The 26,785-nt window shown below is 53.1% G+C and carries 28 protein-coding genes; 18 read left to right on the top strand and 10 right to left on the bottom strand.

Annotation, left to right across the window (positions count from 1 at the left end; all coding sequences use genetic code 11):
- Window positions 1-13: 13 nt before the first annotated feature.
- A complete protein-coding gene (gene trkA / locus BCF53_RS01215; protein WP_132699047.1) occupies window positions 14-1,390 on the bottom strand; it encodes a Trk system potassium transporter TrkA in 1,377 nt (458 codons plus the stop codon).
- A 126-nt stretch (window positions 1,391-1,516) separates the two neighbouring features.
- On the opposite strand from trkA, the gene BCF53_RS01210 reads away from it, so the two are divergent.
- Window positions 1,517-1,969, top strand: a complete 453-nt coding sequence (locus tag BCF53_RS01210; RefSeq protein WP_132699045.1) for a hypothetical protein — start codon at window positions 1,517-1,519, stop codon at window positions 1,967-1,969.
- Window positions 1,970-2,033: 64 nt separating this feature from the next.
- Entirely contained in the window at window positions 2,034-2,528 is a 495-nt protein-coding gene (locus tag BCF53_RS01205) for a TVP38/TMEM64 family protein (protein WP_132699043.1), read from the top strand.
- 63 nt (window positions 2,529-2,591) lie between these two features.
- On the opposite strand, the gene rsmB is transcribed toward BCF53_RS01205, so the two are convergent.
- The 3 genes from rsmB to def are packed head-to-tail and all read right to left on the bottom strand — an operon-like array spanning window position 2,592 to window position 5,329.
- Window positions 2,592-3,878, bottom strand: coding sequence for a 16S rRNA (cytosine(967)-C(5))-methyltransferase RsmB (gene rsmB, locus BCF53_RS01200; protein WP_132699041.1), 1,287 nt, complete (start codon window positions 3,876-3,878; stop codon window positions 2,592-2,594).
- The gene (gene fmt, locus BCF53_RS01195; RefSeq protein WP_132699039.1) at window positions 3,875-4,819 is read right to left on the bottom strand and encodes a methionyl-tRNA formyltransferase; all 945 of its coding nucleotides are present in this window, start codon (window positions 4,817-4,819) and stop codon (window positions 3,875-3,877) included. Before fmt ends, rsmB begins: the two co-directional genes overlap by 4 nt.
- 3 nt (window positions 4,820-4,822) lie before the next feature.
- On the bottom strand, window positions 4,823-5,329 hold the full coding sequence (gene def, locus BCF53_RS01190) for a peptide deformylase (RefSeq protein ID WP_132699037.1): 507 nt from the start codon (window positions 5,327-5,329) through the stop codon (window positions 4,823-4,825).
- Window positions 5,330-5,625: 296 nt separating this feature from the next.
- On the opposite strand from def, the gene BCF53_RS01185 reads away from it, so the two are divergent.
- The 5 genes from BCF53_RS01185 (at window position 5,626) to amrB (ending at window position 10,545) form a co-directional block, all read left to right on the top strand.
- Complete coding sequence (locus tag BCF53_RS01185; protein ID WP_132699035.1) at window positions 5,626-6,699, top strand: LysM peptidoglycan-binding domain-containing protein; 1,074 nt, start codon at window positions 5,626-5,628, stop codon at window positions 6,697-6,699.
- A gap of 285 nt (window positions 6,700-6,984) precedes the next feature.
- Entirely contained in the window at window positions 6,985-8,085 is a 1,101-nt protein-coding gene (gene dprA / locus BCF53_RS01175) for a DNA-processing protein DprA (RefSeq protein WP_165901772.1), read from the top strand.
- An 82-nt stretch (window positions 8,086-8,167) separates the two neighbouring features.
- Window positions 8,168-8,728: an L-threonylcarbamoyladenylate synthase type 1 TsaC gene (gene tsaC, locus BCF53_RS01170; protein ID WP_132699029.1), complete on the top strand. Its 561-nt coding sequence runs from the start codon at window positions 8,168-8,170 to the stop codon at window positions 8,726-8,728.
- A 3-nt stretch (window positions 8,729-8,731) separates the two neighbouring features.
- A complete protein-coding gene (gene hemF / locus BCF53_RS01165) occupies window positions 8,732-9,655 on the top strand; it encodes an oxygen-dependent coproporphyrinogen oxidase (protein WP_132699027.1) in 924 nt (307 codons plus the stop codon).
- A gap of 92 nt (window positions 9,656-9,747) precedes the next feature.
- The gene (gene amrB, locus BCF53_RS01160; protein ID WP_132699025.1) at window positions 9,748-10,545 is read left to right on the top strand and encodes an AmmeMemoRadiSam system protein B; all 798 of its coding nucleotides are present in this window, start codon (window positions 9,748-9,750) and stop codon (window positions 10,543-10,545) included.
- Here the strand turns inward: amrB and BCF53_RS01155 are convergent.
- The gene (locus tag BCF53_RS01155) at window positions 10,530-11,351 is read right to left on the bottom strand and encodes a DUF4922 domain-containing protein (protein ID WP_132699023.1); all 822 of its coding nucleotides are present in this window, start codon (window positions 11,349-11,351) and stop codon (window positions 10,530-10,532) included. The genes amrB and BCF53_RS01155 overlap by 16 nt on opposite strands.
- 304 nt (window positions 11,352-11,655) lie before the next feature.
- Here BCF53_RS01155 and BCF53_RS01150 point away from each other — a divergent pair, with 304 nt between their 5' ends.
- Window positions 11,656-13,002: an ABC transporter substrate-binding protein gene (locus tag BCF53_RS01150; protein ID WP_132699021.1), complete on the top strand. Its 1,347-nt coding sequence runs from the start codon at window positions 11,656-11,658 to the stop codon at window positions 13,000-13,002.
- A gap of 62 nt (window positions 13,003-13,064) precedes the next feature.
- Here the strand turns inward: BCF53_RS01150 and trxA are convergent, their stop codons facing one another.
- A complete protein-coding gene (trxA, locus tag BCF53_RS01145) occupies window positions 13,065-13,433 on the bottom strand; it encodes a thioredoxin (protein WP_132699019.1) in 369 nt (122 codons plus the stop codon).
- A gap of 63 nt (window positions 13,434-13,496) precedes the next feature.
- Entirely contained in the window at window positions 13,497-15,110 is a 1,614-nt protein-coding gene (locus BCF53_RS01140) for an EAL domain-containing protein (protein WP_132699017.1), read from the bottom strand.
- A 271-nt stretch (window positions 15,111-15,381) separates the two neighbouring features.
- Here BCF53_RS01140 and BCF53_RS01135 point away from each other — a divergent pair, with 271 nt between their 5' ends.
- Entirely contained in the window at window positions 15,382-15,801 is a 420-nt protein-coding gene (locus BCF53_RS01135) for a methyl-accepting chemotaxis protein (protein WP_132699015.1), read from the top strand.
- A 50-nt stretch (window positions 15,802-15,851) separates the two neighbouring features.
- Here BCF53_RS01135 and BCF53_RS01130 read toward each other — a convergent pair whose 3' ends face one another.
- Both BCF53_RS01130 and BCF53_RS01125 read right to left on the bottom strand, forming a co-directional pair.
- Window positions 15,852-15,959, bottom strand: a complete 108-nt coding sequence (locus BCF53_RS01130) for a glutaminyl-tRNA synthetase (RefSeq protein WP_132699013.1) — start codon at window positions 15,957-15,959, stop codon at window positions 15,852-15,854.
- Between the two features lie 107 nt (window positions 15,960-16,066).
- The gene (locus tag BCF53_RS01125; RefSeq protein ID WP_165901771.1) at window positions 16,067-17,782 is read right to left on the bottom strand and encodes a 2-isopropylmalate synthase; all 1,716 of its coding nucleotides are present in this window, start codon (window positions 17,780-17,782) and stop codon (window positions 16,067-16,069) included.
- 336 nt (window positions 17,783-18,118) lie between these two features.
- On the opposite strand from BCF53_RS01125, the gene BCF53_RS01120 reads away from it, so the two are divergent.
- The 6 genes from BCF53_RS01120 (at window position 18,119) to BCF53_RS01095 (ending at window position 21,987) form a co-directional block, all read left to right on the top strand.
- Entirely contained in the window at window positions 18,119-18,604 is a 486-nt protein-coding gene (locus BCF53_RS01120) for an Lrp/AsnC family transcriptional regulator (RefSeq protein WP_207902612.1), read from the top strand.
- A gap of 76 nt (window positions 18,605-18,680) precedes the next feature.
- Window positions 18,681-19,184, top strand: coding sequence for a signal peptidase II (lspA, locus tag BCF53_RS01115; RefSeq protein ID WP_132699009.1), 504 nt, complete (start codon window positions 18,681-18,683; stop codon window positions 19,182-19,184).
- 16 nt (window positions 19,185-19,200) lie between these two features.
- Window positions 19,201-20,298 carry an alpha/beta hydrolase gene (locus BCF53_RS01110; RefSeq protein WP_132699007.1) on the top strand — a complete coding sequence of 366 codons (1,098 nt, stop codon included), beginning with the start codon at window positions 19,201-19,203 and terminating at the stop codon, window positions 20,296-20,298.
- Between the two features lie 42 nt (window positions 20,299-20,340).
- Window positions 20,341-20,703 (top strand): DUF1304 domain-containing protein, encoded by a 363-nt coding sequence (locus BCF53_RS01105; RefSeq protein WP_132699005.1) that lies wholly within the window; start codon window positions 20,341-20,343, stop codon window positions 20,701-20,703.
- A gap of 11 nt (window positions 20,704-20,714) precedes the next feature.
- Entirely contained in the window at window positions 20,715-21,326 is a 612-nt protein-coding gene (locus BCF53_RS01100; protein WP_132699003.1) for a fumarylacetoacetate hydrolase family protein, read from the top strand.
- A gap of 13 nt (window positions 21,327-21,339) precedes the next feature.
- Complete coding sequence (locus tag BCF53_RS01095) at window positions 21,340-21,987, top strand: glutathione S-transferase family protein (protein WP_207902611.1); 648 nt, start codon at window positions 21,340-21,342, stop codon at window positions 21,985-21,987.
- Between the two features lie 40 nt (window positions 21,988-22,027).
- Here the strand turns inward: BCF53_RS01095 and BCF53_RS01090 are convergent, their stop codons facing one another.
- Complete coding sequence (locus BCF53_RS01090) at window positions 22,028-24,208, bottom strand: LemA family protein (protein WP_132699001.1); 2,181 nt, start codon at window positions 24,206-24,208, stop codon at window positions 22,028-22,030.
- A 149-nt stretch (window positions 24,209-24,357) separates the two neighbouring features.
- Between BCF53_RS01090 and BCF53_RS01085 the strand changes: the two genes are divergently transcribed.
- The 3 genes from BCF53_RS01085 (at window position 24,358) to BCF53_RS01075 (ending at window position 26,771) form a co-directional block, all read left to right on the top strand.
- Window positions 24,358-25,095 (top strand): pyridoxine 5'-phosphate synthase, encoded by a 738-nt coding sequence (locus BCF53_RS01085; RefSeq protein WP_132698999.1) that lies wholly within the window; start codon window positions 24,358-24,360, stop codon window positions 25,093-25,095.
- Between the two features lie 210 nt (window positions 25,096-25,305).
- Complete coding sequence (locus BCF53_RS01080) at window positions 25,306-25,962, top strand: hypothetical protein (protein ID WP_132698997.1); 657 nt, start codon at window positions 25,306-25,308, stop codon at window positions 25,960-25,962.
- A gap of 155 nt (window positions 25,963-26,117) precedes the next feature.
- Window positions 26,118-26,771: a hypothetical protein gene (locus tag BCF53_RS01075; RefSeq protein ID WP_132698995.1), complete on the top strand. Its 654-nt coding sequence runs from the start codon at window positions 26,118-26,120 to the stop codon at window positions 26,769-26,771.
- Window positions 26,772-26,785: the final 14 nt, after the last annotated feature.

The raw sequence follows: 26,785 nt of genomic DNA, 5'->3' as shown, positions 1-26,785 counted from the left end.
TGGAAAACAGGCTTCAGAAGAAACTGAAGCCCACCTGGAACAGTTTTTCCACATCGGCAGTGCGGCGTTTATCGACCAGGAACAGAATGACATGATCCCCGGATTCAATTTTGGTCAGATCGTGCGCGATGATCACCTCATCGTTACGCACAATCGCACCAATGGTGCAGCCTTCCGGCAGATCGATATCTTCGACACAGCGACCAACCACCTTAGACGAACGGGCATCACCATGGGCCACCGCCTCAATAGCCTCGGCTGCGCCACGGCGCAGTGAGTGAACATTTACGATGTCACCGCGACGCACGTGCGTCAGCAGGCTACCGATGGTCGACTGGGAAGGCGAGATGGCAATATCGATATCGCCACCCTGAACCAAGTCGACATAGGCGGTGTTGTTAATCAACGTCATTACCTTACGCGCGCCCAGGCGCTTGGCCAGCAGCGAGGCCATGATGTTGGCTTCATCGTCGTTGGTCGTAGCAATGAAGACATCGGTATCTTCGATGTTTTCATCGAGCAGCAGTTCCTGATCGGACGCATCACCCCGCAGCACAATGGCCTGCTTCAGGTGGTTGGAGAGCCATTCGCAGCGGGCTTCGTCACGCTCCAATACCTTCACCGAATAACGCTTTTCAATGCTGCGTGCCAGCCGGTAACCAATGTTACCGCCACCGGCAATAACGATGCGCTTGTAGTTGCTTTCCTTGCGGCGCAACTCACTCATGACCGCGCGGATATCGTGGCTGCCGGCAATAAAGAACACCTCATCATCGGCTTCAATCACCGTTGAACCTTCGGGAATAATCGCCCGGCCTTTGCGGTAAATGGCCGCCACCCGGGTTTCAATCGACGGCATGTGGTGCCTTAAGAAGCGTAACTCCTGACCCACCAGCAGACCGCCATGAACCGCCTTAACCGCCACTAGCTGCAACTTGCCACTGGCAAAGTCGAGCACCTGCAGTGCTCCCGGCGTTTCGATCAGGCGCTGAATATAGTTGGTCACCAGCCGCTCGGGGCTGATCAGAACATCAACCGGCACGGCATCCTGCGCGAACAGCTTATCGGCATCGCGAATGTATTGCGGGTCGCGAATACGGGCGATCTTGGTTGGCGTGCGGAACAGGGTCAACGCCACCTGGCAGGCAATCATGTTGACTTCATCGCTGTTGGTCACAGCGATGAGCATGTCGGCATCGTCGGCACCGGCGCGTTCGAGAATATCGGGCAACGAAGCCAAGCCATTGACGGTTCGGATATCAATACGGTCCTGAAGTTCGCGTAAGCGGGTGGCGTCGGTATCGACAACGGTGATGTCGTTTTCTTCAGACGCAAGGTTTTCAGCAAGGGTGCCGCCGACCTGACCTGCACCTAACAATATGATTTTCAATGCCTACCCCTAGGATGTGACCAGCGTTATATTTATAAATAGCCAATAAACAGGAATAGTAGCGAGCAAATTGGCTAAACACGAGCGCCAATCTATCTAAACACTGATTTATGCTAAGGTTACGGCATGAACAAACTCAACCTTTTGAAGACAGTTGCCAAACACCTTGTTGGCATTCTGTTGGCGCTGGCGCTTTCTGCAACGCTTTCTGCTCTGGTCATACTCTACACGCCGTTACTTTTTAATCTGGCCTTTAAAGAGGTCTCCGAGCTTGCGGCAGAGTACAAAGATGTAGAAATGAGCCTCTACGAAGAACCGGCCTTCCGCAGTTTTCTGCAGGTGCCGGAAGACGAACAGGGCGATAAGGCGCTGTTTAACTGGCTGAAATCCAACAACCCCGACAGCCGGCGAATCAACAACTTCTTTTCGCGCGGGCTTAAGGTCCGTAAGGCCGACAACTGTCAGTACATCATCTATGGCAAACACAGGGTTCTGGATTTTTTCTGGATAATTGAAGGCGGACACTGCGAACCTAAAGGGCGTCGCAACCCCACTCGCGACAGTGAGGTGAGCCATTAATAATCTAACCCGACACAACAAGCTGATCATCTGGCTGAGCATCGTTATCTGCTCGATCATCGCCATGCAGCAAACCCTCAGCCACTTCAGCCTGCTGGAAATCCAAAAGCTGATTGAGGCCCATAAGGTATTGCTGCTGATCCTTTATTCGGCGCTGCTTTCGGTGCGCGGCGTTCTGTTTGTGCCCACCATTCCCTTTATTATTCTGATGGCCGGCACGCTGGATGGCACCCTGGCGTTCGTTGTGACCCTGGCGGCCTCCACGACATCCGCCTACCTGGTTTGCGTGGCGGTCGATACCTTCAATTTCGCCGCCAAGCTGGAGAAGATTCCGGCCAAATCGCTGAAGCGTGCCACACAGGCACTGCAGTCTTATGGCTTCTACGCCGTGGTCGGCTGGGCATTCTTTCCGTTTGTCTTTACCGAGTTTATTGTCTATCTGGCGCGCATCGGAGGGCTATCACGCAGAAGGATCGTTACCGCCGTGGCCATTGGCGAGGGTGCGCTGATCTACATGATTATTGAAACGACGGAGTATTTTAAAAGCTTGCTGCTCTAGTGGCGCATGCGCCACTAGATTTGCGACCTAACGCTGGCACTGAGCCATCACCAGATTTTTAGCTTAGAGCTGCTTTTCCAGCAACGCATAAAAGAAGCCATCATGCCCATCCACCTGCGGCAACCACTGAATGCCAGCGGCTGTTTCAGCATCGGCAGGAAGTGTCAGCGGGATCAACTCAGCATCCGGCGTTTCGGCCACAAAGCCGGCCACCTGATGGCTGTTTTCATCCGGCAGAATTGAGCAGGTGGCATAAAGCAGACGACCGCCCGGTTTTAGGGTTGGCCACAGCTTGTTCAGCAGGTTGCGCTGAATTTTAGCCAGTGCGGTAATGTCTGCCGATTTACGCAACAGTTTGATATCCGGATGCCGGCGAATGACGCCGGTGCCGGAGCAGGGCGCATCAAGCAGAATGGCATCGAACGGTTCACCGCTCCACCACAGCTCAACATCGGCGGCATCGGCAGCGATCAACTCGGCCGTCTCACCGATGCGAGCCAAATTCTCGCCAACGCGCTGCAGCCGTTCGGCAGAGACATCCAGCGCCGTCATCTGAACATTCTGTGCCGATTCCAGCAGGTGGCCGGTTTTACCGCCGGGTGCGGAACAGGCATCGAGCACCCGAGCCGCATCGTTCAGCTCCAGAATTTGCGCACACAACTGGGCGGCTTCGTCCTGTACCGAAACATCACCGGCGTCAAAGCCCGGCAGCATCGCGACCGGCGCAGCCGCAGCCAGGGTGACAGCGCTGTTTGCGTGCTCGCAGGCCTGCGCCACAATACCTTCGGTCTCGGCCAGTTTCAGCCATTGTTCACGGATTACACGCTTGGCATTGATGCGCAGCGTCATCGGCCCAGGTACGTTCGAATTGCCGCAGATTTCAGCAAACTGCTCTGGGTACGCCTGGCGCAAACGCTTATTCAACCAGCCGGGGAAGGAGTCCCCACGGCGGCATTCAGCCAATATTGCGTCCTTTTCGCGCTGAAAGCGGCGCAAACTGGCGTTCACCAGCCCAGTTGCCCATTTACGCTTCGACTCGGTGACTGCAGACACGGTTTCGTTAATAGCCGCGTGCTCAGCAACATTGAGCTTCCACAGCTGATACAAACCAACCGCCAGCAGCATGTGCACGATGCGCTCTTTATCTTTGATCGGCTTATCAAGGATCTTCTGGATAATTTCATCGAGGGCAAAATAGTAGCGGGTCGTACCATAGACCAGCTGCTGCAGAAACGGCTGATCATCGAGTTCGGTATCGGCCAGGGCAGCAGGCAGCTCATCATTCAGCGAACGGCCATGATCCACCACATTCAGCAGAATTTCTGCTGCAATCAACCGGGTCGACTTCATAGGCCGAATACCGGTGATTCTTCAAAGGCCGCCTTTCGGGCGTTAAGAATATCGCGGGCAGACATGGCCTTTTTTCCCGGCATCTGCAGCACTTCCAACAGCAGCGTACCGCTGCCGGTCGCCACCTCAAAACCGTTGGCAGACATCGCGACGATAGCGCCGGGCTGCGCCGCAGTGGTGTCGCTGCAAGGGCGGGCTTTGTGAATGCGTACATTTTGCCCCTGCCAGCTGGTAAAGGCACCGGGCCATGGCGTCAGCCCGCGAATCTGGCAATCAATCTGCGCCGCGGTTTTATGCCAATCAATGAGGCCTTCGGATTTTTCCAGCTTATGGGCGTAGTTAGCCCGTGCGTCATCCTGCTTGACCGGTTTGGCGCGGCCGGCTTCCAGTTGCGCCAGGGCTTCCAGCAAGGCCGGCTGCCCAATCTCAATGAGGCGGTCATGCAGCTGTTCAGAGGTGTCGTCAGCCTGTATCGGGCACTCACTGACAATAAGCATGTCACCGGTATCAAGCCCGGCATCCATCTGCATGATGGTCACGCCAGACTTGTCATCACCGGCCAACAGGGCGCGGTGGATAGGTGCAGCTCCACGCCAGCGCGGCAGTACCGAGGCATGAACATTAATGCAACCCAAACGCGGCGCATCCAGCACCACCTGCGGCAGAATAATGCCATAGGCAACCACCACCATAATATCGGCGTTGTAGCCACGCAGCGTTGCCACCGACTCTTCGGTTTTGAAGTTGAGCGGCTGCTCTACCGGAATATCGTTTTCCAGCGCAACGGCTTTCACCGGCGATGCCGTCAGCTTACGGCCACGACCGGCAGGCCGGTCGGGCTGAGAATAAACAGCAACCACCTCATGCTCGCTGGCAATCAGGGTCTTCAGGTGTTCAGCGGCAAACTCCGGCGAGCCGGCAAAGATAATTCGTAAAGACATCGATTAACGGGCCGCCTGTTTGTGCGCTTTTTCTAACTTCGATTTAATGCGGTTACGCTTCAGCGTAGAGATGTAATCGACAAACAGCTTGCCATCGAGGTGGTCGATCTCATGCTGAATGCAGATAGCGAACAGGTCTTCGGCCAGAAATTCGATTTCTTCACCCTCGGTGTTCAGTGCCTTAACCCGGATTTTATCCGAGCGGGTTACCTTCTCGTAAAAACCGGGTACAGAGAGGCAGCCCTCCTGATAGTCCATCGGGTTACCCAGTGTTTCGTATGTTGGGTTGATCAGTGCGTGCGGGTCATCCTGATCTTCAGACACGTCAACCACTATAACGCGCTTGTGAACATTCACCTGCGTTGCGGCCAGGCCAATTCCCGGAGCGTCATACATCGTTTCAAGCATGTCTTGTGCTAATTGACGTATTTCATCATCAACTTTTTCAACCGGAGTGGCTACGGTGCGCAGCCGGGAGTCCGGAAACTCCAAGATTTCTAGTAATGCCATAACTTATTGATTAACCAACATTAATTTTTAAAGGGCGGCTTTCGCTCGATTTGCAGAATGTTACGCAGTTAACATTTTGCGGCTTCCACGGCTTAGATTTGGCTTTAAAGTGTTTAGCTAAGCGATTGACTGCTAAACTAAAAATGTTCACCCTTGTGATCCAGACCGGTGTTATATACCCAGAAAAACTGTATAAACTCACTGCGTCGACCTGGTAATTCAGGACTAAACCGAATCACTCTGAATATTGAGTAAGCTTAGAGCCTACCAAGCCAAATTGTATAGGGAATCTGGCCATGAGGAAAATCATCGCTGCGTTATTCACATGCTGTGTCATCACTGGTATGACTATGGCCGATGAACTCAAGATTAATGACAACGTCCCCGAACGTTATGTTGTGGTTAAAGGAGATACCCTTTGGGATATCTCAAAGATGTTTCTTGCCGACCCATGGAAGTGGGAAGACATCTGGCACATCAACCCACAAATTGAAAACCCGCACCTGATTTTCCCGGGCGATATTATTGGTCTGGTGATGATCGATGGTCAGCAACAGCTGACAGTCATTGCCCGCGGCGAAAACGCCAACACCTTGAAGATCACTCCGGATCAGGCTGACAACGGCCTCGTAAAACTGCGCCCAACCGCACGGGTAACGCCAATTCTGGGGGCTATCCCGGCGATTTCGCGTGAGCACATTGAAGGCTTCATTCACGGCAACCGCATTCTGAATTCCGAAGAACTGGATTCCGCGCCGTACATTATCAGCGGTGGCGAAGGCCGATTAATCCTTGGTGCCGGCGATAAAGTCTTTGCCCGCGGCGAGTTCGACCCGGACCTGACCGTTTATCAGATTTACAAGAAGGGCGATAAATATAACGATCCGGTGACCGAGGAGTTCCTGGGTTACGAGGCGATCGATATCGGCACGGCAAGCATGGTTGACCTCGAATCCGACATTGCAACGCTGCGACTGCAGAAGACCACGCAACAGGTCTCTATTGGTTATCGCGTGCTGAAATCTGATGAGTCTCTGCTGGAAACCTTCTTCTACCCAAGCGAACCACCGGAAGACATCACCGGCCAGATTCTGGATGTGAACAAGGGCGTTGAGTTTATTGGCCAGTTCGACATCATTCTGCTGAACGTTGGCAGCCGTGAATCGATCGCCCCGGGTAACGTATTCCGTATCAACCGCACGGGCGATCAGGTTTCTGACCCGGTTACCGGTGAAACCATTCAGTTGCCGAGCGAAGAGGGCGGTTTAGCGATGGTGTTCCGCACCTTCGAGAAAACGTCTTACGCCATTATCCTTGAAGCCAAGGTGCCAATGCGCGTTGGTGACCCAATTGTGAACCCCGGCTTCTAAGCCCAAATTTAAAAACCTAAGGAGCCGGATGGCTCCTCAGACTGATGACAAAGTTGCCACAGTCTTCGAGACGGTGAAAAAGTATCACTTAAATGGACGTCGAAAACATGGATGTTTTCGTCGAGCGTATCAGGACGATACTTGCAGCGGTCCATTTAAGTGATACTTTTTTGTCGGCGGGGTTTATCAACAACCTAAGGAGCCGGATGGCTCCTTTTTTGTTTCTGCTATAAGCTAAAAATGCCTGAAGGAATCGGGCGAACCCATAAGAATCAAGGAACGATTATGCCTACCAATCCCTTAGCCTGGCTGCGCTGGGTGTTAATCCCCAATTTCGGTTTGAAGAAGTGTCACGACCTGCTCAACTATATTGATTCGCCGGAGTCACTGTTTCTGCACCCCGACAGATGGCCCTTATCCGCCAGCGTACGCAGAACGGTGCTGGAGATGAATCACCTGGGCGAGCAACACCCCGTTCACCGGCGTGCGCTGCAGCAGCTCGAATGGGCAGAGCAACCGGGCCATTGCCTGGTCAGCATTGAAGACGATGCTTACCCCCATACCTTTCAGGCACTGGTTGACGCGCCCCTGCTGATCTGGGGCAAGGGTAATCCGGATGTTCTGAACAACAAACAGATCGGTATTGTCGGCAGTCGCGCTGCCAGCGCCAATGCATTGCGACACACGGCCAACATCAGCGCCTGTCTGGCAGGCAATGGCCTAACGATAACCAGTGGCGGGGCGACCGGTGTCGATTCAGCCAGTCATCAGGCCGCGCTGGATGCCCAGGGTAAAACCATCGCGGTTCTGGGTTGCGGGGTGGATATCGTCTACCCGAAGCATAACCGTCAGCTGTTTGATTCGATCAGCCGGAACGGTATGGTGATTTCCGAGTATCCGCTGGGCACCCAGCCCAAGCCCGGGCACTTTCCGCGCCGTAACCGTATTATCAGCGCGCTTTCTGAGGCGATAATCGTCATTGAGGCGGGCCTGAAAAGCGGTACGCTGACAACCGCCCAGCACGCACTGGAGCAGGGTAAGGATATCTTTGTGCTGCCCGGTGACATCGCCAACCCGAACAACGCCGGCAGCCACAAACTGATTCAGGAGGGCGCCTTTCTGCTGGCCGAGCCACGGGATGTACTCGAGTTTCTGCACATGAAGCCCGATTTCAACCTGGCCGCTCAGCAGGCCGATCTGTCCCACCTGAGTCCGCTACAGCAGCAAATTCTGGCCACCCTGCAAATCGAGCCAAAACCGCTGGAAGGCCTGGCCCATGACCTGAGCGAACCAATGCATCAGCTGCTGGAGCCCATTCTGGAGCTGGAACTGGAGGGGCTGATCGAGCAGCACCCGGGTGGCTATGCGCTGAGCAGTTTGCTCTGAAGGTTCACATCAACCATAAGTGATATTGCCGAAATCATCCGCGGCGATTAGGCTTCCGGTAAATAAACTCACGGCTTAAGAAATGAAACCCTTTTCGCTGACTCTTAAACGCGCGGCGGCCACCGTATTTTCCGGCGGCGTGATCGCCTACCCGACCGAAGGTGTCTTTGGTTTGGGTTGCGACCCGTTCAACGCAGACGCTGTTGGCCGGATTCTTGATATCAAAAAACGCCCAGTACACAAGGGCCTGATTTTAATTGGCGCCAGCCTGGAATGCTTTAAACCCTATATTGCGGAGCTGAGTTCAGAACAGGAACAACGCCTGAACGAAAGCTGGCCGGGTGCAACCACCTGGGTGGTGCCGCACAATGGCAAGTTACCCGGGTGGGTAACCGGCAACCGCAGCTCGGTTGCGATTCGAGTGCCCGGCCACCCTACGGCTCTGGCATTGTGCTCGGAGCTGAATATGCCGCTGGTCTCCACCAGCGCCAATCGCTCTGGTTGCAAACCCATTGAAACCGCCCTGCAGGCCCGCATACAGCTGGGCAACGAGCTCGATCACATCGTTTCCGGCAACGTACTGACACCGGGCAAATCCAGTCAAATAAAGGATCTCATCACCAATGTTCAATACCGCAGTTAAGCCATGAGTCATTTTTCAGATAAGATCGACACCGTCAAACAGTACCTGCTGCAGCTGCAAAGCAGCATCTGCACTTCACTTGAGGCACTGGAACCCGAACAGCGCTTTGCCGAAGACAATTGGCAACGGCCACAGGGCGGTGGTGGCAGAATCCGAATCCTTGAAAACGGGTCGGTTTTCGAAAAGGGTGGCGTGGCCTTCAGCCATGTCACCGGCACCGAGCTGCCCCCAAGCGCGACGGCTCACCGGCCGGAACTGGCCGGAGCAAAATGGCAGGCAATGGGTGTTTCGCTGGTCATTCACCCCAGGAATCCGTTCGCACCGACATCGCATATGAATGTTCGCTTTTTTATTGCCGAAAAGCCCGGCCAGGAGCCGGTGTGGTGGTTTGGCGGTGGCTACGATCTGACCCCTTATTACGGCTTTGAGGAAGACTGTATCCATTGGCACCAGACAGCCGAAGCCGCTTGCCAGCCGTTTGACCCTAACCTCTACGACAGGCTGAAAGCCTGGTGCGATGACTACTTCTACCTAAAGCACCGAGACGAGCCGCGCGGTATTGGCGGTATTTTCTTTGACGATCTGAACGACTGGAGCTTTGAAACCTGCTTTGCCTTTATGCAGTCCGTTGGGAATTCCTACATTCCGGCCTATCTGCCGATTGTTGAAAAACGCAAAGACACGCCCTACACCGAAGCCAACCGGCAATGGCAGGAGTACCGCCGTGGCCGCTATGTGGAATTTAATCTGGTCTTCGACCGGGGCACCCTGTTTGGCCTGCAGTCCGGCGGCAGAACCGAGTCGATCCTGATGTCTATGCCTCCGGTGGTGCAATGGCGCTATTGCTTCGAACCCGAGCCGGGCTCGCCGGAGCAGGCGTTACTGAGCCACTATCTTATTGACCGGGATTGGCTGGGCAGGGGATAACTCTGTTCAGGCCGATAGCGGTTGACCTGAGGCAATATCCTTTTCGTCTATCGGCCTAAGCTAAGGCCGAAATAAGACAAGAGGTCTTCAATATGACGACTCGGGAAGCTTTTGCCGCCGGTACACTTTACTCAGCCGATACCCACCGCCTGCTGGCTCAGGTAGAAGCCTGGCTGGAACAGGGCCGTAATCAGCATACGGACTGCGCACCGGTTAAGGCGCTGATTGCCCCGCATTCCGGTTACTTTGCCTCCGGTAACGTGACCGCTGCTGCCTACAGGCCACTGATTCCGCAATATGATCAGATTAAGCGTGTGATCATTGTCGGAGCGGCTCATAAGCAGAAGATCGGCCAAATTGCTGTGCCGGCAGCCAATACCTTTAAAACCCCGCTAGGCACTGTACAGGTTGATCAGCAAAGCGTTTCAGACCTGCTGGCCTTTGATCAGGTGATCGAAAGCGACGAGCATCATGTCGCCGAACACAGTATTGAGCTGCAGCTGCCGTTTCTGCAAACGCTGCTGGAAGATTTCAGCATTGTGCCACTGGTTACCAGCCAATGTGATTTTCAGTATCTGGCCGAAGTGCTGGACTCTCTGTGGGGCGGCCCAGAGACCCTGATCGTCGTCAGCAGTGGCCTCAGCCGTCACCTGCCGCTGAACGAAGCAACCGAACAGGACAGCGTAACCGCGGCTAAAATTTTGACCTGTGAAAGCACCATTGAAGATGCCAATGCCTGCGGCTATGCCGCCATCAATGCCTTACTGAGCTGTGCGGCAAAACACGGCCTGGCGCCGGCGCAACGGGCGTTGACTACTTCGGCATCCAGCGGTGGTAAGTCTAATCGGGTGCGTGGCTTCGGTGCCTTTGTGTTTTACGACAAAGGCTGACTAACCTCTGCCAGCAACGCCAGCGGGCCCTGCTGCTTCAGCCGGTTCAACTCCGGCTCGGTTTTGACCAGCAGAGCGCCGGCATAGCCCAGGCTGTTCACCGAAATACTTCCCGCTGACTCTGCCCGGCGCGGCACTACCAGCATCCAATTGCGGGTAATCAACAGGTTAAACGGCTGACACTGAAACTCCAGCTTACGCCAGGCTTCGAGCAGGGTTTCCGGTCGGTAATCGGTCAGCCAATAGGCGCGATAGACAAAGGGGAACAGCTGTTTTCGGCGACCTTCATGCCACTGCTGCACAGCCGTCTCAATGGGCAATACGCCATAGCCCAGGTTCTTCGGCACCAGCTGAAAATGGCGGTGTGGCTGAGATGCTCCGGCGGTCTTGCCTCCGTTATAAAACACCAGACCATCCGCTTCACCGAGCGCCCAGGAGACGGCGATAAAATCCGCCAGCGTCAACAGGTCTGTCTGCTCAACAAAGTCCGTGGTGGTGAGCAGTGCATGCGTCTCCAGAACATTGAACTTATTAAGCACCAGGCTATAGGCATCGTTTACCTGACACACCAGCAGGTCTTTTTCCGGCGGCAGAAACGGCGACTGCTTCGCTGTACCGGGTTTGGACTTCGAAACCGGCTCCGCTTGCTTCAACGGTTGCGGCTTGGCCGCCAGGCCCGGGGCAAGCCGCACAACAAAGTCGATGCCGTCATCGGTGATGATTTCAGCGGTATTTTCTATCGAATGCAGCGCGCCTTTGCTGCTTGCAGCCTGAGCAACGGCCGCCATTTCCTGCCATAAATTCATAAGCTTTCTGTTTACATCGCCTGACGAATGGTCGGTTGAACTGGTTTCTTCATAACATGCTTCGAGTTCATGGGAAAAGCAAGCTGACTGCAGCCTGCCAACCCTCCCAAAGTGTGTCGACTTTTGATTACACCTGCCATTTTGATGACATTAATGAGCAAATTTCGTTAATCACCACGCATATAAGATCAAAAATAACAGAAAGTGCTTGAATCAGATCAATTCAACGTCAAAATCGGCTACTCAGCCTTCAGCATTTCGAACATTCTTGCTGATAGTTCACACTATAAAAAAGACGGAAACCATGAAGACGACCCTAAAAATGCTCGCCACTGCCGGCCTAGCAATGTTCACCGCCGCAGCCCAGGCCGGTGAAATCAACATAGCAACGGTGAATAACCCTGATATGTTGCGTGTCCAGGAACTTTCCAGCCACTTCCTGGAACAGAACCCCGATATCTCCATCAACTGGACCACGCTCGATGAGAGCACGCTGCGTATTCGCCTGACCCGCGACAGCAAGCGAGCTAAAAGTGAATACGATATCTATACCCTGGGCTACCTGCAGGCCTTCAACTGGAGTAAAACCGGCAAGCTGGAGCCGGCACCGTCAAGTGTGGTGAGCACCTTTGCCAGCCAACACTTTATCGAGTCGGTCATAAACGGCTTTCAGTTTGACGGCGACTTCTACGGCATGCCGTTTTACGGCGAAAGCTCGATGACCTACTACCGCAAAGACCGATTCAAGCAATTCGGTCTGAGCATTAGCAAAGAGCCGACCTGGACCGAAGTGGCCCAGCTGCTGGCAGATCTAAAGCTCAAAAGCGGCGGCACCTATGGCAACATCTGCCTGAGGGGTAAGGCTGGCTGGGGTGAAAATATTGCCCTGATGACCATCATTGCCAACAGCTTTGGCGGCCGCTGGTACGACGAAGAATGGAATACCGATGTCGGCAGCCAGGCCTGGCACGATGCCCTGACTCAGTACCTGAGGTTGCAGAGAGACTTTGGTCTGCCAACCGCCTGGGAGAACGGCTATAACCAGAACCTGGCGGCCTTTACCGCCGGCGAATGTGATATCTGGGTCGACTCGACGGCAGCCGGCAGCTCGGTTTCCGCAGCACTGAACACCAATGAAGTTGGTTTTGCCTATGCACCCTATGAGACCAGCAAGCAGGGCAGCAGCTGGCTGTGGTCCTGGGGCTTTGCCGTGTCCAGCAGCTCGCTGGAAAAATCAGCTGCCTGGCGCTTTATTCAGTGGGCAACCTCGGATGAGTATCAGAAGCTGGTTGCCGAGCAATACGGCATCAGCGCGGTTCCGCCGGGCACGCGCACAACTCTTTACAGCAATGCCGACTATCAGGCATTTGCGCCCTTTGCGGCGATCACCATGGAATCCATCGCCAAGAGCGACATGCTCCACCCGACCGGTGTACCAACGCCGTACAACGGCATTCAGTTTGTACAGACCCCGGAGTTTGAGCAATCCGGTGAGTTCTTTGCCAAGCGTCTTTCAGAGGCGGTCATGATGGTTAAGAGCGGTAAGGACTATGATGTCAGCAAGCTGCAACGCGAGGTTACCGATTTCGCGGATGCGGCGCACCGTGTCGCCACCTATATGGAACGACATAACCTGAAGCAATCAGACTAGTTTTTGATGCAAATAAAAAACGGCTGCGTTCTGCAGCCGTTTCTTTCATCCGATCAGTCCGCTTAACCGGCCTTTTTTTGCGCTTCAATATCTGCGCGCACCTGATCCATATCCAGCTCTCGGGCTTTGGTCAAAATCTCTCGGATGCCCGCTGCCGGTAACACGCCCGCCTGATTAAACAGCAGAACATTTTCACGGAAGATCATGGTCGTCGGAATTGAACGGATATTCAGCGCTCCGGCAAGTTCCTGCTCCTCTTCTGTGTTGATCTTGGCAAACACTACATCCGCGTGGTTGTCACTCTCGGCTTCAAAGATCGGCCCGAAGGTTTTGCAGGGGCCACACCAGCTTGCCCAGAAATCGACAATCACGATGTCATTGTCAGTCAGTGTCTGTTCAAAATTCTCTTTGGTTAGTTTAACGGTTGCCATAACTCTTTCTCCCAATCTCGTTGGGATTTATATTAGCAAAAACTTATATAAAGGCAAACTAAATTACTCTGCGCTCAGCTTCGCCCAGAGTTCGGCCTCGGCCATTGGCTTGTGATAAAGCCAACCCTGGCCTTTCTGAATGCCCTGATCAATGAGCCAGCGGGCGTGCTGTTCCGTTTCTATGCCTTCGGCAACGATGGTCAGGTTGAGCATTTTCGCCAGTTGCACAATGGTTTTCAGGATCTGGTAATCCACACTCTGCGGATGAGGAATAGCGGACACAAACCGGCGGTCTATCTTAAGAAAATGCGGGGTGATGTTGCTGAAATACTCCAGCCCCGATTGACCCGCACCGAAATCATCCAGGCCAATGTATATTCCGTGGGCACTGAGCTGTTCGACGGTTTGCCTGAACTTCACTTTGTTGACCTCTGCCAGCCCCTGCTCGGTAATCTCAAAGCGGATGTTACACGGCTTAATCTTCTCATTCTGCTGCAACAAGCCAACCACGAAATCAACGGTAACCTGATCCATCTGATTGGGTGACAGGTTGATGGAAAAATAGAAATCCGGGTACCGCTCAACGATGTCTTCCATCAGGGCGATCGACTTGGTGGTCACCTGGCGGGTGAGCGCCTTGAGCAATCCATGCTTCTCGGCCTTACCGATAAACTCATCCGGAGACGCCACCGACGTACCGGCACGAAACCAGCGCGCCAAGATCTCAACACCGAGCCATTCGCCCGTTCGCATATCAACAATAGGTTGAAAGTAGGGCTCAAACTCGCTGTGCCTGAGAGCCAACTGCAGCTGAAAGCGGTATGAGTGTATCTTTTGATGGCGGAAATTAAACCAGCCCAGCATCGCCAGCAGGCTGAGCAGCAGAATCATGACAAGCTCAGAAATATGCGCCGCCAGAATCTCAGCAACTGATTGCTTCTTCAGTAAATAAACGGCAACCAGTCGCGGGTATTGCAGAGAGTGCGCCGTGATAATCCGGGATTGACTGTCGGCCTCGAACAGCGTCTCCTGCGGGGTTTCCAGAGCCCGTCGAATGGCGACCAGGCGCTCGCTGGAGATCAACCCCGTGAGCGCGACCGGCTGCTCAAAATTACGGTTGTAGAACGCCAATGCATCCTGAACGGGGATATTCTGATTCAGCACCTGCCGAAAGTAGGCCGAGGCGACCAACGAGCCAATATACTGGCCTCTGCCATTTACGCGGTACACATACACCCCGGTGCGCCCAATTTCGGGAATATAGACTTCAGGGCTGAAGTGAATGCCGGAACGCGCCGGTGCGCTGGCATCAAAGGTAGAAAAGGCAGCCAGCCAGTCTGTACACAGCAACTGACCGTCAGCCCCCAGCAGATAAAAGGCTTCCACGCCAATCAGCTCAAAGCTGAGTTCATGCATCTGGCGCAGCATGGGCTCATTACAGTCAAGGCTGGAGTCGTCGAGCGAGGCCAGACTGATCAACGCGCCGTTTATATGATCCAGCAGAATTTCAGCTTCATAGACGGCTTCATTGGCAGCGTCTGTCGCCTGCATTAATTTATCGGCACGCACGACCACAACGATCGAATAGCTGTACAGCGCCAGCGGCAAAGTGAGTAGCAACAGGCTAACAATCAGTGTGGCTCTGTCACGAAATGAATTTACCCAGCTGACATTCAAAATCTAATTCTCAAAGAGCAATTTATCGGCGTCTCCTTACATTCAACTTCACCTGCTCCATTCAATGAAACCTCGTTACTGGCTTTATATGAAATTCTGATTTCACTTTTATGACACCTTTTCTGATAACGCACGCCTTGCTTCAACGAGCCCGCATCCTCTGGCCTTTCCGTCAATCTTTTGATCTTCGTTCAAAAATGTAAGCGGCAACAAAAACGTCATAAAAACTGCGCAACATCGGTGCAAATTCCGCCGCCAGCCGTGCCGTAAAATGAACGTTAAATACAAACTGATCTCTTTGGTCGCCTTACCAGCCGTGATGACCCTGCTGTTGATTGTCAGCATTCAACAGTCCTTTGGCGTACTGGAGCAGAATACCCAGCAGTCGTGGCAGCTAATGAAGAAGGGTGAGCAGGCCACAGAAGAGGCGGTGGCCGCTGCCGGAAAGTCGGGCAGCACCATCAACCCGATCACGGAGCAGTTCCATGAAATAGACCAGCGCGGGCAGGAGATTCGCAGCGCCTCGGAAAGCCAGCAGCGCATCGTAAAATCCGTCACTGATAATATGGAACGGCTGGAGCAGCTTTCCCTGCAGGGCGATTCATTATCAACGGATGGCTTGCTGGCTGCGCAGGAAATGGTAGCCACTGTTAACGAGGTGACCGATAAGCTCGGTCAGTTTCGGGTGTAACGGCTGCCGGTTTCTTTGCCTGTGGGCAAAGATGCCCGATTAAACGGGCATCACTGGTTATCGATAAACCCCGCCGACAAAAAGGTATCGCTTAAATGGACCGCTGCAAGTATCGTCCTGATACGCTCGACGAAAACATCCATGTTTTCGACGTCCATTTAAGCGATACCTTTTCATCGTCTCGAAGACTGCGATTGCTTTGTCAGCAGTCTGAGATGCCCGATGAAACGGGCATCATTTGTTTAGCGCGGCGGCTTGAGCCGCACTAAATGTTCAGTTGCGCGCTAACCCGGCCAACAGCAGAGAGCAACGCCTGCAGATTCGCGGTGGTGGTATCTTCATTGATCGAAACCGCAACCGATTCCACACCGTCAACAGTGATGCACAGGCTGGCAATCGCATCGGCATCGGTACCCTGCTGCAGGGCATGTTCGTCGAACTGGGTGACCTTGATAACCACCTTGTAATGCTTGCCCAGCGCATCCGCCAACGCTTCCAGTGCGCCCTGACCAGTGCCTTTTAATTCCAGTGGCTCAGCGGCTTCAATGCGGAAGGTGGCTTCAGTCTGCTGCGAGGAGGAGGTTAAATCATAGCCATACAGATGCCAGCCATCCGGAATGGCACTGAAGTGCGCATCGAACAGCTCTTTAATCTGTACACTGCGAATTTCTGTACCGGCCTGCTCGGCAGCCTTCTGCACCACCTTACTGACATGGCCATGCATCCACTTCGGTAATTCGATGCCATAGTCGCGCTCCAGCACGTGCGCAACACCGCCCTTACCAGACTGGCTGTTGATGCGCACAACGGCCTCGTAATCGCGCCCCAAGTCAGCCGGATTAATCGGCAGGTAAGCTACCTCCCAATGCGGCAACTGGTTATCATTGTGGAACTGCAATGACTTACGAATGGCATCCTGATGCGAACCGGAGAAGGCGGTGTAAACCAATTCCCCGACCCACGGGTGACGCGGATGCACCGGTAAATCGGTACATTCCTGATAGACGTCGATCATTTCCTGAACGTTGCTGAAATCCAGTGTCGGGTCGATGCCCTGCGAATAGAAGTTCATCGCCAGGGTCACCAAATCCATATTACCGGTGCGCTCACCATTACCGAACAATGCGCCTTCGACACGGTCACCCCCAGCCATCAAGCCCAATTCGGTTGCGGCAACACCACAGCCACGATCGTTGTGGGTGTGCAGGCTTACGGCGATGTGTTCACGCTGATGCAGACCGCGACACATGTATTCGATCTGGTCGGCGAAGACGTTAGGCGTCGACATCTCGACCGTCGCCGGCAAATTAATAATGACATGGCGGCCGTTCTTCGGCTGCCAGACATCAATCACCTTGTTACAGACCTCAATGGCGTAATCGACTTCGGTCCCGGTAAAGCTTTCCGGAGAGTATTCGAACGCCCATTCGGATTCAGGATTCTTTTCAGCGTATTCCTGCACCCACTTGGCGCCCTGTACGGCGATATCGGCAATCTGCTGTTCGCTCATACCGAAGGTTTGTTCACGCTGCACGGTCGAGGTGGAGTTATAGACGTGAATAATGGCGCGCTTCACGCCTTTCATCGACTCGAAGGTTTTTTCAATCAAATGCTCACGCGCCTGGGTCAAGACCTGAATGGTCACGTCATCCGGGATCAGGTTTTCGTCAATCAGGCGGCGGGCAAAGTCATATTCCGGTTGCGCAGCAGAAGGGAAACCGATTTCGATCTCCTTGAAGCCCAATTTCACCAGCAGCTTGAACATCTTCACTTTCTGTTCAACGCTCATCGGCTTAACCAGTGCCTGGTTGCCATCGCGCAGGTCTACGCTGCACATGGTCGGTGCTTTGGTCAGAACCTTATCCGGCCAGGTGCGGTCTTTCAGGGTCAGAGCAGGGTAAGAACGGTATTTGGTGTGATCAAATGAGCCGGCAGCGGCCATTTGCTGTGCAACGGTTTTTGCTTCGTTCTGTGTCGACATTGCTCTGTTCCCTTGTTGGTTCAACTATTTCTTCTGACAGTAAAGTCGAAAAGACACCGCTGGGGTGCCTCTTCTGGATTCTTTTTTACTCCGGGTAAAGAGTGTTGCTTCGCGGGTTACGAAAGGTGCTTCCGGCATTGCTCGCGGGTAACGAGGTTTGCGTTGTACTGGCCGGGTAAAGCCGTACCGGGTTGCCCCCCTTAATTCAATGACAACTATTCTAGGGGCCTGACCGAACAATGTCTGTGCGTTATTCTTTCAATTTTATAAATTTACGCAATAATATCTCGTATAATTCATTAACTTAGCAAATTTATGACTCCCAGGAGGTTTTCTATGGCCGATAGCCCAAAGCTGGACCGATTTGACCGCAAAATTCTGGAGCTGCTGCAAACCAATGCCGGCTTTTCCAATCAGGAACTCGCTGAAAGGGTAGGGCTTTCGGCTTCGCCCTGTTCACGGCGCATTAAAAGCCTGGAGGAGCGGGGCTTTATTGATCAGCGCATTACCCTGCTTAATCGCAAGGCCATCAACCTGAACCTGATCGCAATCATCAATATTCGCATGGACCGCCATACCCCGGATCGCTTTGCGCGCTTTGAAAAGGCCATTGGCGAGATCGATGAGGTTATAGAATGCATTCTGGTAACCGGGCAGGATGCCGACTATCAGCTGCGCATCGCGGTGCCGGATATGGACGCCTACCACAAGGTGCTGCTTAACAAGATCACCACCATTGAAGGGGTCGACGGTGTTCACTCCAGCTTTGTGCTGCGCGATATTATTAAGTCTAAGCCGTTACCATTAACTTACCTTCCATGATTAAGCGCACTATGCAGGCAGCGGTGACTGACCGGTGGTTTCAGGTATACTCGCCGCCTAATCGTGACCGAAACAGATGAACAAACCGATGCTGAAAACCCGTTTAAAGTACATAGCGCCCATCGTTTTAGTGGGTATCTTTCTCGATCAACTGACCAAGGTTTGGGCGGTTTCAGCGCTCAAGGGTGGGCCACGCTACAGCTTTCTGGCCGATACACTGCGCATTGCCTACGCCGAAAACATCGGTGCCTTTCTGGGCCTGGGTAACAATTTACCGCCACAGCTGCGCTTCTGGATCTTCACCGCCCTGGTGGGTCTGTTCCTGATGGGTCTGCTGGTCTATCTGTTTATAGGTAAAGATGTCGATACCATCAGCCTGGTCGCGCTAAGCCTGGTCTTTGCCGGTGGTTTCAGTAACTTTATCGACCGTGCCATGAACGAAGGCGCCGTGGTCGACTTCCTGAATGTCGGCTTTGGCGGCCTGCGCACCGGCATCTTTAATGTCGCCGATATGTACATCATGGCCGGTGCCGCCCTGATTATTGCCGGGCACTGGTTCGTATCCAAGAAGAGCAACTAGCTCGGAGGCCCTGCCCATGCACCGGCTGTGGTTACCTGTTTGTCTGACTGTGCTGATCTGCAGCTGCGCCCAGTATGCCCGGCCCATCAACACCAGTGCCGACACCCGCTATTCCGAGGTGCCGGTTTTTTTCGCGACAAACCGCAACGACACCAACGACGACAACCTCAATAAGCGCTTTGGCGAGTATCGCTCGGCACCGAAGTACGGCATCGGCACGGTGGCGATACCCGATGATTACCCCAAGGCCAAGCAGGAAAACTACATGCGCTGGAATCTGATTCTTACGCGCGACCCGGAAGAGCAGCCTGCGGTGCTCGATATCAGCCGCTACAAATCCACCGAGCATTTCCGCCAGATCAATCAGCAGTTGCAGGAGTCAACGGACAAAACGCTGCTGTTCTTTATTCATGGCTTTAATGTGCCGTTTGAACGCATTATCCGCATCAGTGCCAAACTGGCTTACGACCTGGAAATAGATGGCGCGGTGAGCTTCTTCAGCTGGCCTTCAGAGCACAACGCCACCCGCTACAGTGCCGATGAAGGCCACCTGCTTTGGGCTCAGAGTGATATCAACTGGTATGTAGACCAGCTGTTCCGGCAAACCAGTGCCGAGCAGATTATTTTTATGGCACACAGCATGGGCAGCCGGGCGATGGTGAATGCCATTATTGAGCAGTTTGAAAACCACCCTGAAGACATCGCCAGAAGTGCTGCCCTGGTGTTCATGGCGCCCGATATCGATGCCACCGTATTCAGCCGCGACTACGCACCCCAGCTGACAGATTTTGGTATTCCGGTCAGCCTCTATGTTTCGTCGGATGATATTGCTCTGTCGGTCTCACGGGTATTGCACCGCTACCCGCGCGCCGGAGAAGCGGGGCCAGACATCGTCATCGTTCCGGGCATTGATACCATTGATGCAACCGATTCCGATGCCGATTTTCTCGGCCACGAGTATTATTTTCAGGGCGCACAAACCATTATGGATCTCTACCTCTGGCTGGCCGAAGGCATGCCACCGGAGCTTCGCGGGCTGGAGCCGGTCGAAACGGAACGTGGCACCTACTGGAAGATCGTACCGGCACCAAACGCCGATAGCCCCGAACCCTGATTAATCTAAACTGACCGCCCGGGCCTGACAAAAGGAAACCTTATGACCCTGATCACCTACCTGCTGGTGGCGCTTATCGCTGCCGAACATCTGCTTTTTCTGGTGGTGGAGATGTTTTTATGGACCCGGCCACTGGGCCTGAAGATGTTCAACAACAGCCTGGAGTTTGCCCAACGCAGCAAAGCCATGGCCGCCAATCAGGGGCTCTACAATGGCTTTCTTGTGGCCGGTTTAGTCTGGAGCCTGCTGGCCATCGGCTCGGATCTTTCTAAACCGCTGATGTTGTTCTTCACCGGCTGCGTCATTGTTGCCGGCCTTTACGGTGGCTACAGCATCAGCCGCAAGATCTATATCGTTCAGGCGCTGCCCGCCGTTATCGCCTTTTTGTTCACCCTGTTAATTTAACCGGAGCCGAGATGAACCCTCTGTCATTTAATGGAAGTAGCTTTTCACCGGGAAAGATTGTCTGTATTGGCCGTAACTATGTTGAGCATATCGCGGAGCTCAACAATGAAATCCCCAAAGAGATGGTGTTCTTCAATAAGCCGGCCAGTAGCATCAGCGGCCGCCTGGTGGCGCATCGTGATGAGCCCATTCACTTCGAGGCGGAACTGAGCTTTCTGTATCAAAATAAAAAATTATCGGCCGTGGCTTTCGGTCTAGACTTAACCAAAAGGCAAAAACAAAGTCAGCTGAAGGAAAAGGGCTTACCCTGGGAGCGGGCCAAGGCCTTCAATGGCTCGGCACTGTTCAGCGAATTTGTTGCTTTGACCGTGCCCGTCGATCAGCTGTCATTCACATTACACATCGATAATACACTGCAGCAGCAGGGCGATACTGAGCTGATGATTAATTCACCGGCAGACATTGTGAAGGAATTAAACGGTTTTATGCCCCTGCAGGATAACGACATATTGATGACCGGCACCCCAAAGGGCGTTGGTCAAATTACAGCCGGACAGGTATTTACCGGCAAGGTATATGCTGGCCAGCAGCTCATTATTGAGCACCAATGGATAGCGCAATAATCGGAGACAACGGATGAACATCACACTGGTAACTGCCAACAAGAATTACTCCACCTGGTCGTTGCGGCCCTGGTTACTGTTGAAAGCATTTAAGGTTCATTTCAACGAAGTGTACGAGTCGCTCAACGGCGATGATCTGCGCGAGCGGCTGCTTAAGCATTCAGCCACCGCCAAGGTGCCGGTGCTGGTGGAGAACAGCGTCACCATCTGGGATTCACTCGCCATCTGTGAGTACGTCAGCGAGGTTCACCTTGAAGGTCAGGGCTGGCCGAAAAGCCCGATCGCCCGAGCTAAGGCTCGCGCCATTACCTGCGAAATGCACTCAGGCTTCAGCGCATTGCGCAACGCCATGCCGATGAATATTCGCGCCAGACGCCGTATTGAAATGACCGCCGACATTGAACGCGACATCGCCCGCATTGATGAAATCTGGAGCGCGCACCATGCCTCCGGCTGGTTGTTTGAAGAGTTTTCCATTGCCGATTGCTTCTACGCACCGGTCGCTTTCCGCTTTGAAACCTACGGCGTCAAGCTGTCTGAAGCGGCAACGCAGTATCAGCACAAGCTGCTCGCTCACCCGGCCATGGTCGCGTGGAAAGAAAAAGCGCTGGCCGAAACTGAGATAGTTGCCATGGATGAAGCGGGTGAAGAATTAAACTAACTCGCCGTCGCCCGGCTACCCTCAGCCGGGCTTTTGCCACTCAGTCGTCCTGCTGAAAAAACTCTGCCTTCTTAAACCCAAATAACCGCGCAAGAATCACATCCGGCAGCTTTTCCGTTTGGGTGTTATAAAGTTCAACCGAATCGTTGTACCCCTGACGGATCAGCGCCAGTTCATCTTCACTCGCCTGCATCTGCCGGGAAACCTTCTGCACCAGGCTGTTAGCTTTCAGCTCGGGGTAGCTCTCAATGCGGGCGTTAAAGGCCTGCATGACCTTGCCTTCATAAGCAATCTGCTTATCGACCTGATCCGGGTTCTGCGAGGTCAGCACTTCGCCAGAGCGCAACTTACCAATGGCCGTCAGCAATTTGGTTTCGTGCTGCATAAAGCCCTCGACCGTGTTGAACAGCTGTGGCCACAAATCATGGCGGCGCTGCAGTAACGTATCAATATCGGCACGGGTTTTATCGACCCGATTCCTGAGAAACACCAGTCCGTTGTAATGCAGAATAATGGTAACGATGGTCAGCAGCAGTGGCACAATCAGCGAGGTTTTAATTAGATCCAGCGGTGTCAGCATGCCGCTGGCAGCCAACAAAACGGTGCCGGCCATCAGGCTGCAGCCCAACGCCAGGCCGGTCAGCAGAAAGCCAAGGCTGCCTTTGCCTTTAACCACTTCTTCCTCTTCCTGGGTGGTGATCAGCATGCGAAAGTCGTCACTGTTTTGCAGGGTTAATTTATCGCTCCGCTCCGGTGAAATACCGGCAAAGCCCAGACAATAAACATTACGGTAGGGCGGCAGCCAGTATTCGGTGTAACGCATTTGGCCTTCACGCTTAACGTGCTTTTCCGGAAAGCGGATTTCACTTTCTACCGGGTCAATGGCGACGCGACCGAGTTCATCTTCCAGCCAGAAGGTGGTGGTCTGCTCACCAGAGTCAATCGTCACCCACTTGGCTTTTTTACCGCTGCCACGTTTTTCTTCAATCGCATAACGGTAGGCGACGCACTTGTTCTGGTTCAAATGGCTGTTGATGAAGGGCAACTCATCATCCACCTCAATCATGCCAAACAGCTCGCTTAAGCCATAGGCAAGGCCCGTGCTTTGCGACGTGGGTATAAATTCCACCAGCCGTTTGAAGCGAATGGCCTTCAGCGCGACAAATAGGAGTACAGCCGTGAACATCGCCCCGGCAATCGCCAGACCGAAGGCAACTCCCTGCTGATCGTAATGGCTGTGGGCAACCGCCGACTGTTCGCGCTCAATCTGCTGCCTGATGCCGGTACTCACGTTCGGCAGCGGAAACTGATTGCGGCTGACCTGCTTAAACAGAGCACTGTCCGGCCACTGGCTGGCGCTCTCGGCAATGCGGAAGTACAGCGCGTATAAGTCTTCATTCTTAACCGGGCTGGGGTCGGCTAAAACAGCATTGGCGCGCTGCTGATAGATGCCAGCCGCATTGCGCCAGTCTTTCTGCAGGTGGTACAGGCCAACGCTCCACAGCACGATCATTAACCCTGCGGTCATCGCAGCAACAAACACCCAATAGCGGTGCACGCCAAAAAACGCCAGCGCCGCAGCCAGGCTCACTGCCAGCAAACCCGCCGCCAGCGACACCAACAGACTGGCGCCAAACAAGCCCTTGCCACCCTCACTGGCCAAACCGTCGACGGTGACCATGGCGTTCAGATTGCCCTGCCACTCAGACAGATTAAAGCTGAGGTCTGCCGGGTTGAACCAGGCCAGCAGCTCGATGGCATCGCCTTCGCGAAAGGTCCATTCGGTGTAAATCTTATTGCCGGATTTGTTGCGGAAGGTGCGTTCCGCCTGCCAGTCAACCTGTGAAATCTGAAAGCCCGGTTTCACCTCAACCACGCCAGAGGCATCGCGCAGCAGGAAATTTATGGCACTGGCACCACTGTCGATGGTATGCAGATTCGGTTTGCCGTCTGAATCCCGGCGCTCCTCCTGCAGCAGGTATTCGTAATAGACCACGCGATCATTAGAGTAGGGCGCTGTGACACTCTGGCCTTTGGATTCAATCCGCCCGGAAACGGCATAGATACCATCTGCCAGCGCGCTGACCGGTGAGATGGGCAGACGATCGATCTGGCGCACCTCAGAAAGCTGGGTAAAGCCCAACTGAAAACACACCAGCGCACCGATCAGCGTTGCCACTGCCAGGATTGCCATGCCAAATTTATTCACTGTGCCCTTCATTAAGGTTTGCCTCCCATGGCGCTGATGCCGGTAGCGGCGCAATACCGCACGTTCCTGAAAAATAAACGAAAGAAAAACTACAACCTTTTTTCCGTATCGCTAAACTAGTCGCTCTTTTATCTTTGATACCAAAATCGACAGGAAAAATGATGACTGAACTGAGTGTAAACGTAAACAAAATCGCCCTGCTGCGAAATTCCCGGGGTCAGGATGCGCCTAACGTCATCGAGTTTGCGAAAAAGTTCATCGATTTGGGTGTTCGTGGCATCACCATTCACCCGCGCCAGGATGAGCGCCACATCACCCGTCAGGATGCACGCGACTTAGGCGACCTGATCCGCCCGCTGGATGGTATTGAACTGAATATTGAGGGCTACCCCTCTGAAGAATTTCTGCAACTGATCGAAGAAGTTAAACCGGCGCAGACCACACTGGTGCCAGATGCCCCCGATCAATTAACATCCGATCACGGTTTCGACTTCCATAGCCAGGCTGAGTTTCTGAAGCCTATTCTTACGCGTCTTAAAAAAACCGGAACACGAGTGTCTGTTTTCCTCGACCCCGATGTTGAACAGGTTCAGTTAGCGGCAAAATCTGAAGCTGACCGCATTGAACTTTACACCGAAGAGTACGCCCGTGAATTTTCAACCGAACGTCACGCAGAGGTGCATCAGCATTATCACGATGCCGCGGTCGAGGCGAATAAACTTGGCCTGGAGGTAAATGGCGGTCACGATCTAAACCTTGAAAACCTCGGCAAGTTTGTTTCCATTCCGGGCATTCTGGAAGTTTCCATTGGCCATGCATTGGTTATTGAATGCCTGGAGCAGGGCATGCCGGCAGTGATCAAACAGTATCTGGAAATTTGCGCTAACGCTGCCCGATAAGCTGATCATTTTGATGAGAAAGATAAACCGGAACGGCAGAAATCGCCCGTTTTTTGACATAATTTTATTTTTTACCTCTAAAAAAGGGCTCAAAACTTGATCCCTTTAACACACGCTAATATTGTAAGACAATTATTCGGGTGACTACTTTTTAAGCCGGCCGAATATAAAATTGCAAACTGGCTAAAAATAAAAACAAAGGATCAGATAATGAAAAAATTAAAACTTCTAAGCGGAGTTATTTGTGCAGGCGCAATGAGCTTTGGTATCGCTCAGGCTCAATCATTTGATTTCGACGGCATGACCGCCGGCCAATCCATTGATAAAGCCGATGCCACATTCTCTGTCATTAACCTGGATGGCTCAGATATTTCTGCCATTGTTTCCAGCGAACAAGCCTACAGTGGCAGCAACTCAGTCAAACTGATGGATGGCTCTGCCACCACCAAACCTTATCTTCATAAAGCCTTTGCCAACGGCGCGGCTGCAGAAGGCAAGGTCAGCGTAAAAGTCTACACCGCAGGCAGTAACGGTAAATCAACCTATGTTGCGATCGGTAAAGATGTCACCGTTGACGGCGTTGAACGTTATCTGGAAATTCAATCAACCGGTTCAGGCAAAGTTAAGTTTGAAGCTGGTAAAAGTGACCCTGAGATTAGCCAGGTTCAACGCGATACCTGGAACGAATACGTCATCGAATGGGCAGAAGGTTCATTCAGCCTGACCATCAACGGCGAGCTGATCGAAGATGGCCTGCCGATTGTCGATCCGGATAACGTTCCAACGGGCATTGTCATCTACACAGGTGATAACAAAAGTACAGGCAACGTCGCTTATGTTGACGACTTGAGTTCAGATTTGTTCTGATAGTCTGTAACCTTGCTATTATCAATGCCCCGTTGAATAGTCGGGGCTTTTTAATTTACATTAACCGGCATAGCCTGATGCAATCAGCCCAATAGGTTTATCACGCCCTATGGCGTTAGTTTAAACCCATTCACAGAACTTAAATGGTGTGAAAGATGAGTGTTAAATCCTTTTTAGTCAGTATTTTTACCTGTTCTATCCTTCTCAGTGCCAACAACTTACAAGCCAGAACATTTGAACTAGAGGGTTTCGCAGTCGGTTCTCAGATTGACACCGTAGAAACCAGTTTTGAAACTTTTTATCTGGATGGCGAAACCCTGATCGGCGAAATCAGCAATGACGTCGCCTACAGTGGGCGCAACTCGCTTAAAGTTGCAGACTATTCCACCGAAGACAAACCTTATGTCCGGGTTCCGTTCGCTGGCGGTCAGCACCCTTCCGGTCTGGTTAAAGCCAGGGTTTATATTCCTGAAGGCAACCTGAAATCCACCTACATCAATCTCGGTGTGGGTAAAAATAACTCTGACCGTTATTTTGAACTGAAAATTTCCGGCTCAGGCGATGTGCAGTACGAAAGCGGCAGCTTCGACCCTTCAATCGGCAGTGTCAGCATTAACGAATGGCACCTGGTTGAAATCTACTGGGCAAACGACATGGTCACCGTTGCTGTTGACCGCAAGATTATTGCGGATGACATTCCAGTGCTGAACACGGCATTTTCGCCCAGCGGCGTGACAATCTATACCGGGGATAAATCCGGTGCGGGCAATGTTGCCTACTTCGATGACATCATGTCGAACCTGTTCTGATTCAACGTCAGCTA

This window comes from Reinekea marinisedimentorum (assembly GCF_004341165.1).
Taxonomy (GTDB): domain Bacteria; phylum Pseudomonadota; class Gammaproteobacteria; order Pseudomonadales; family Natronospirillaceae; genus Reinekea; species Reinekea marinisedimentorum.
The sequence above is the reverse complement of the archived record's forward strand: the minus strand, read 5'-3'. Positions and strand labels throughout refer to the sequence as shown.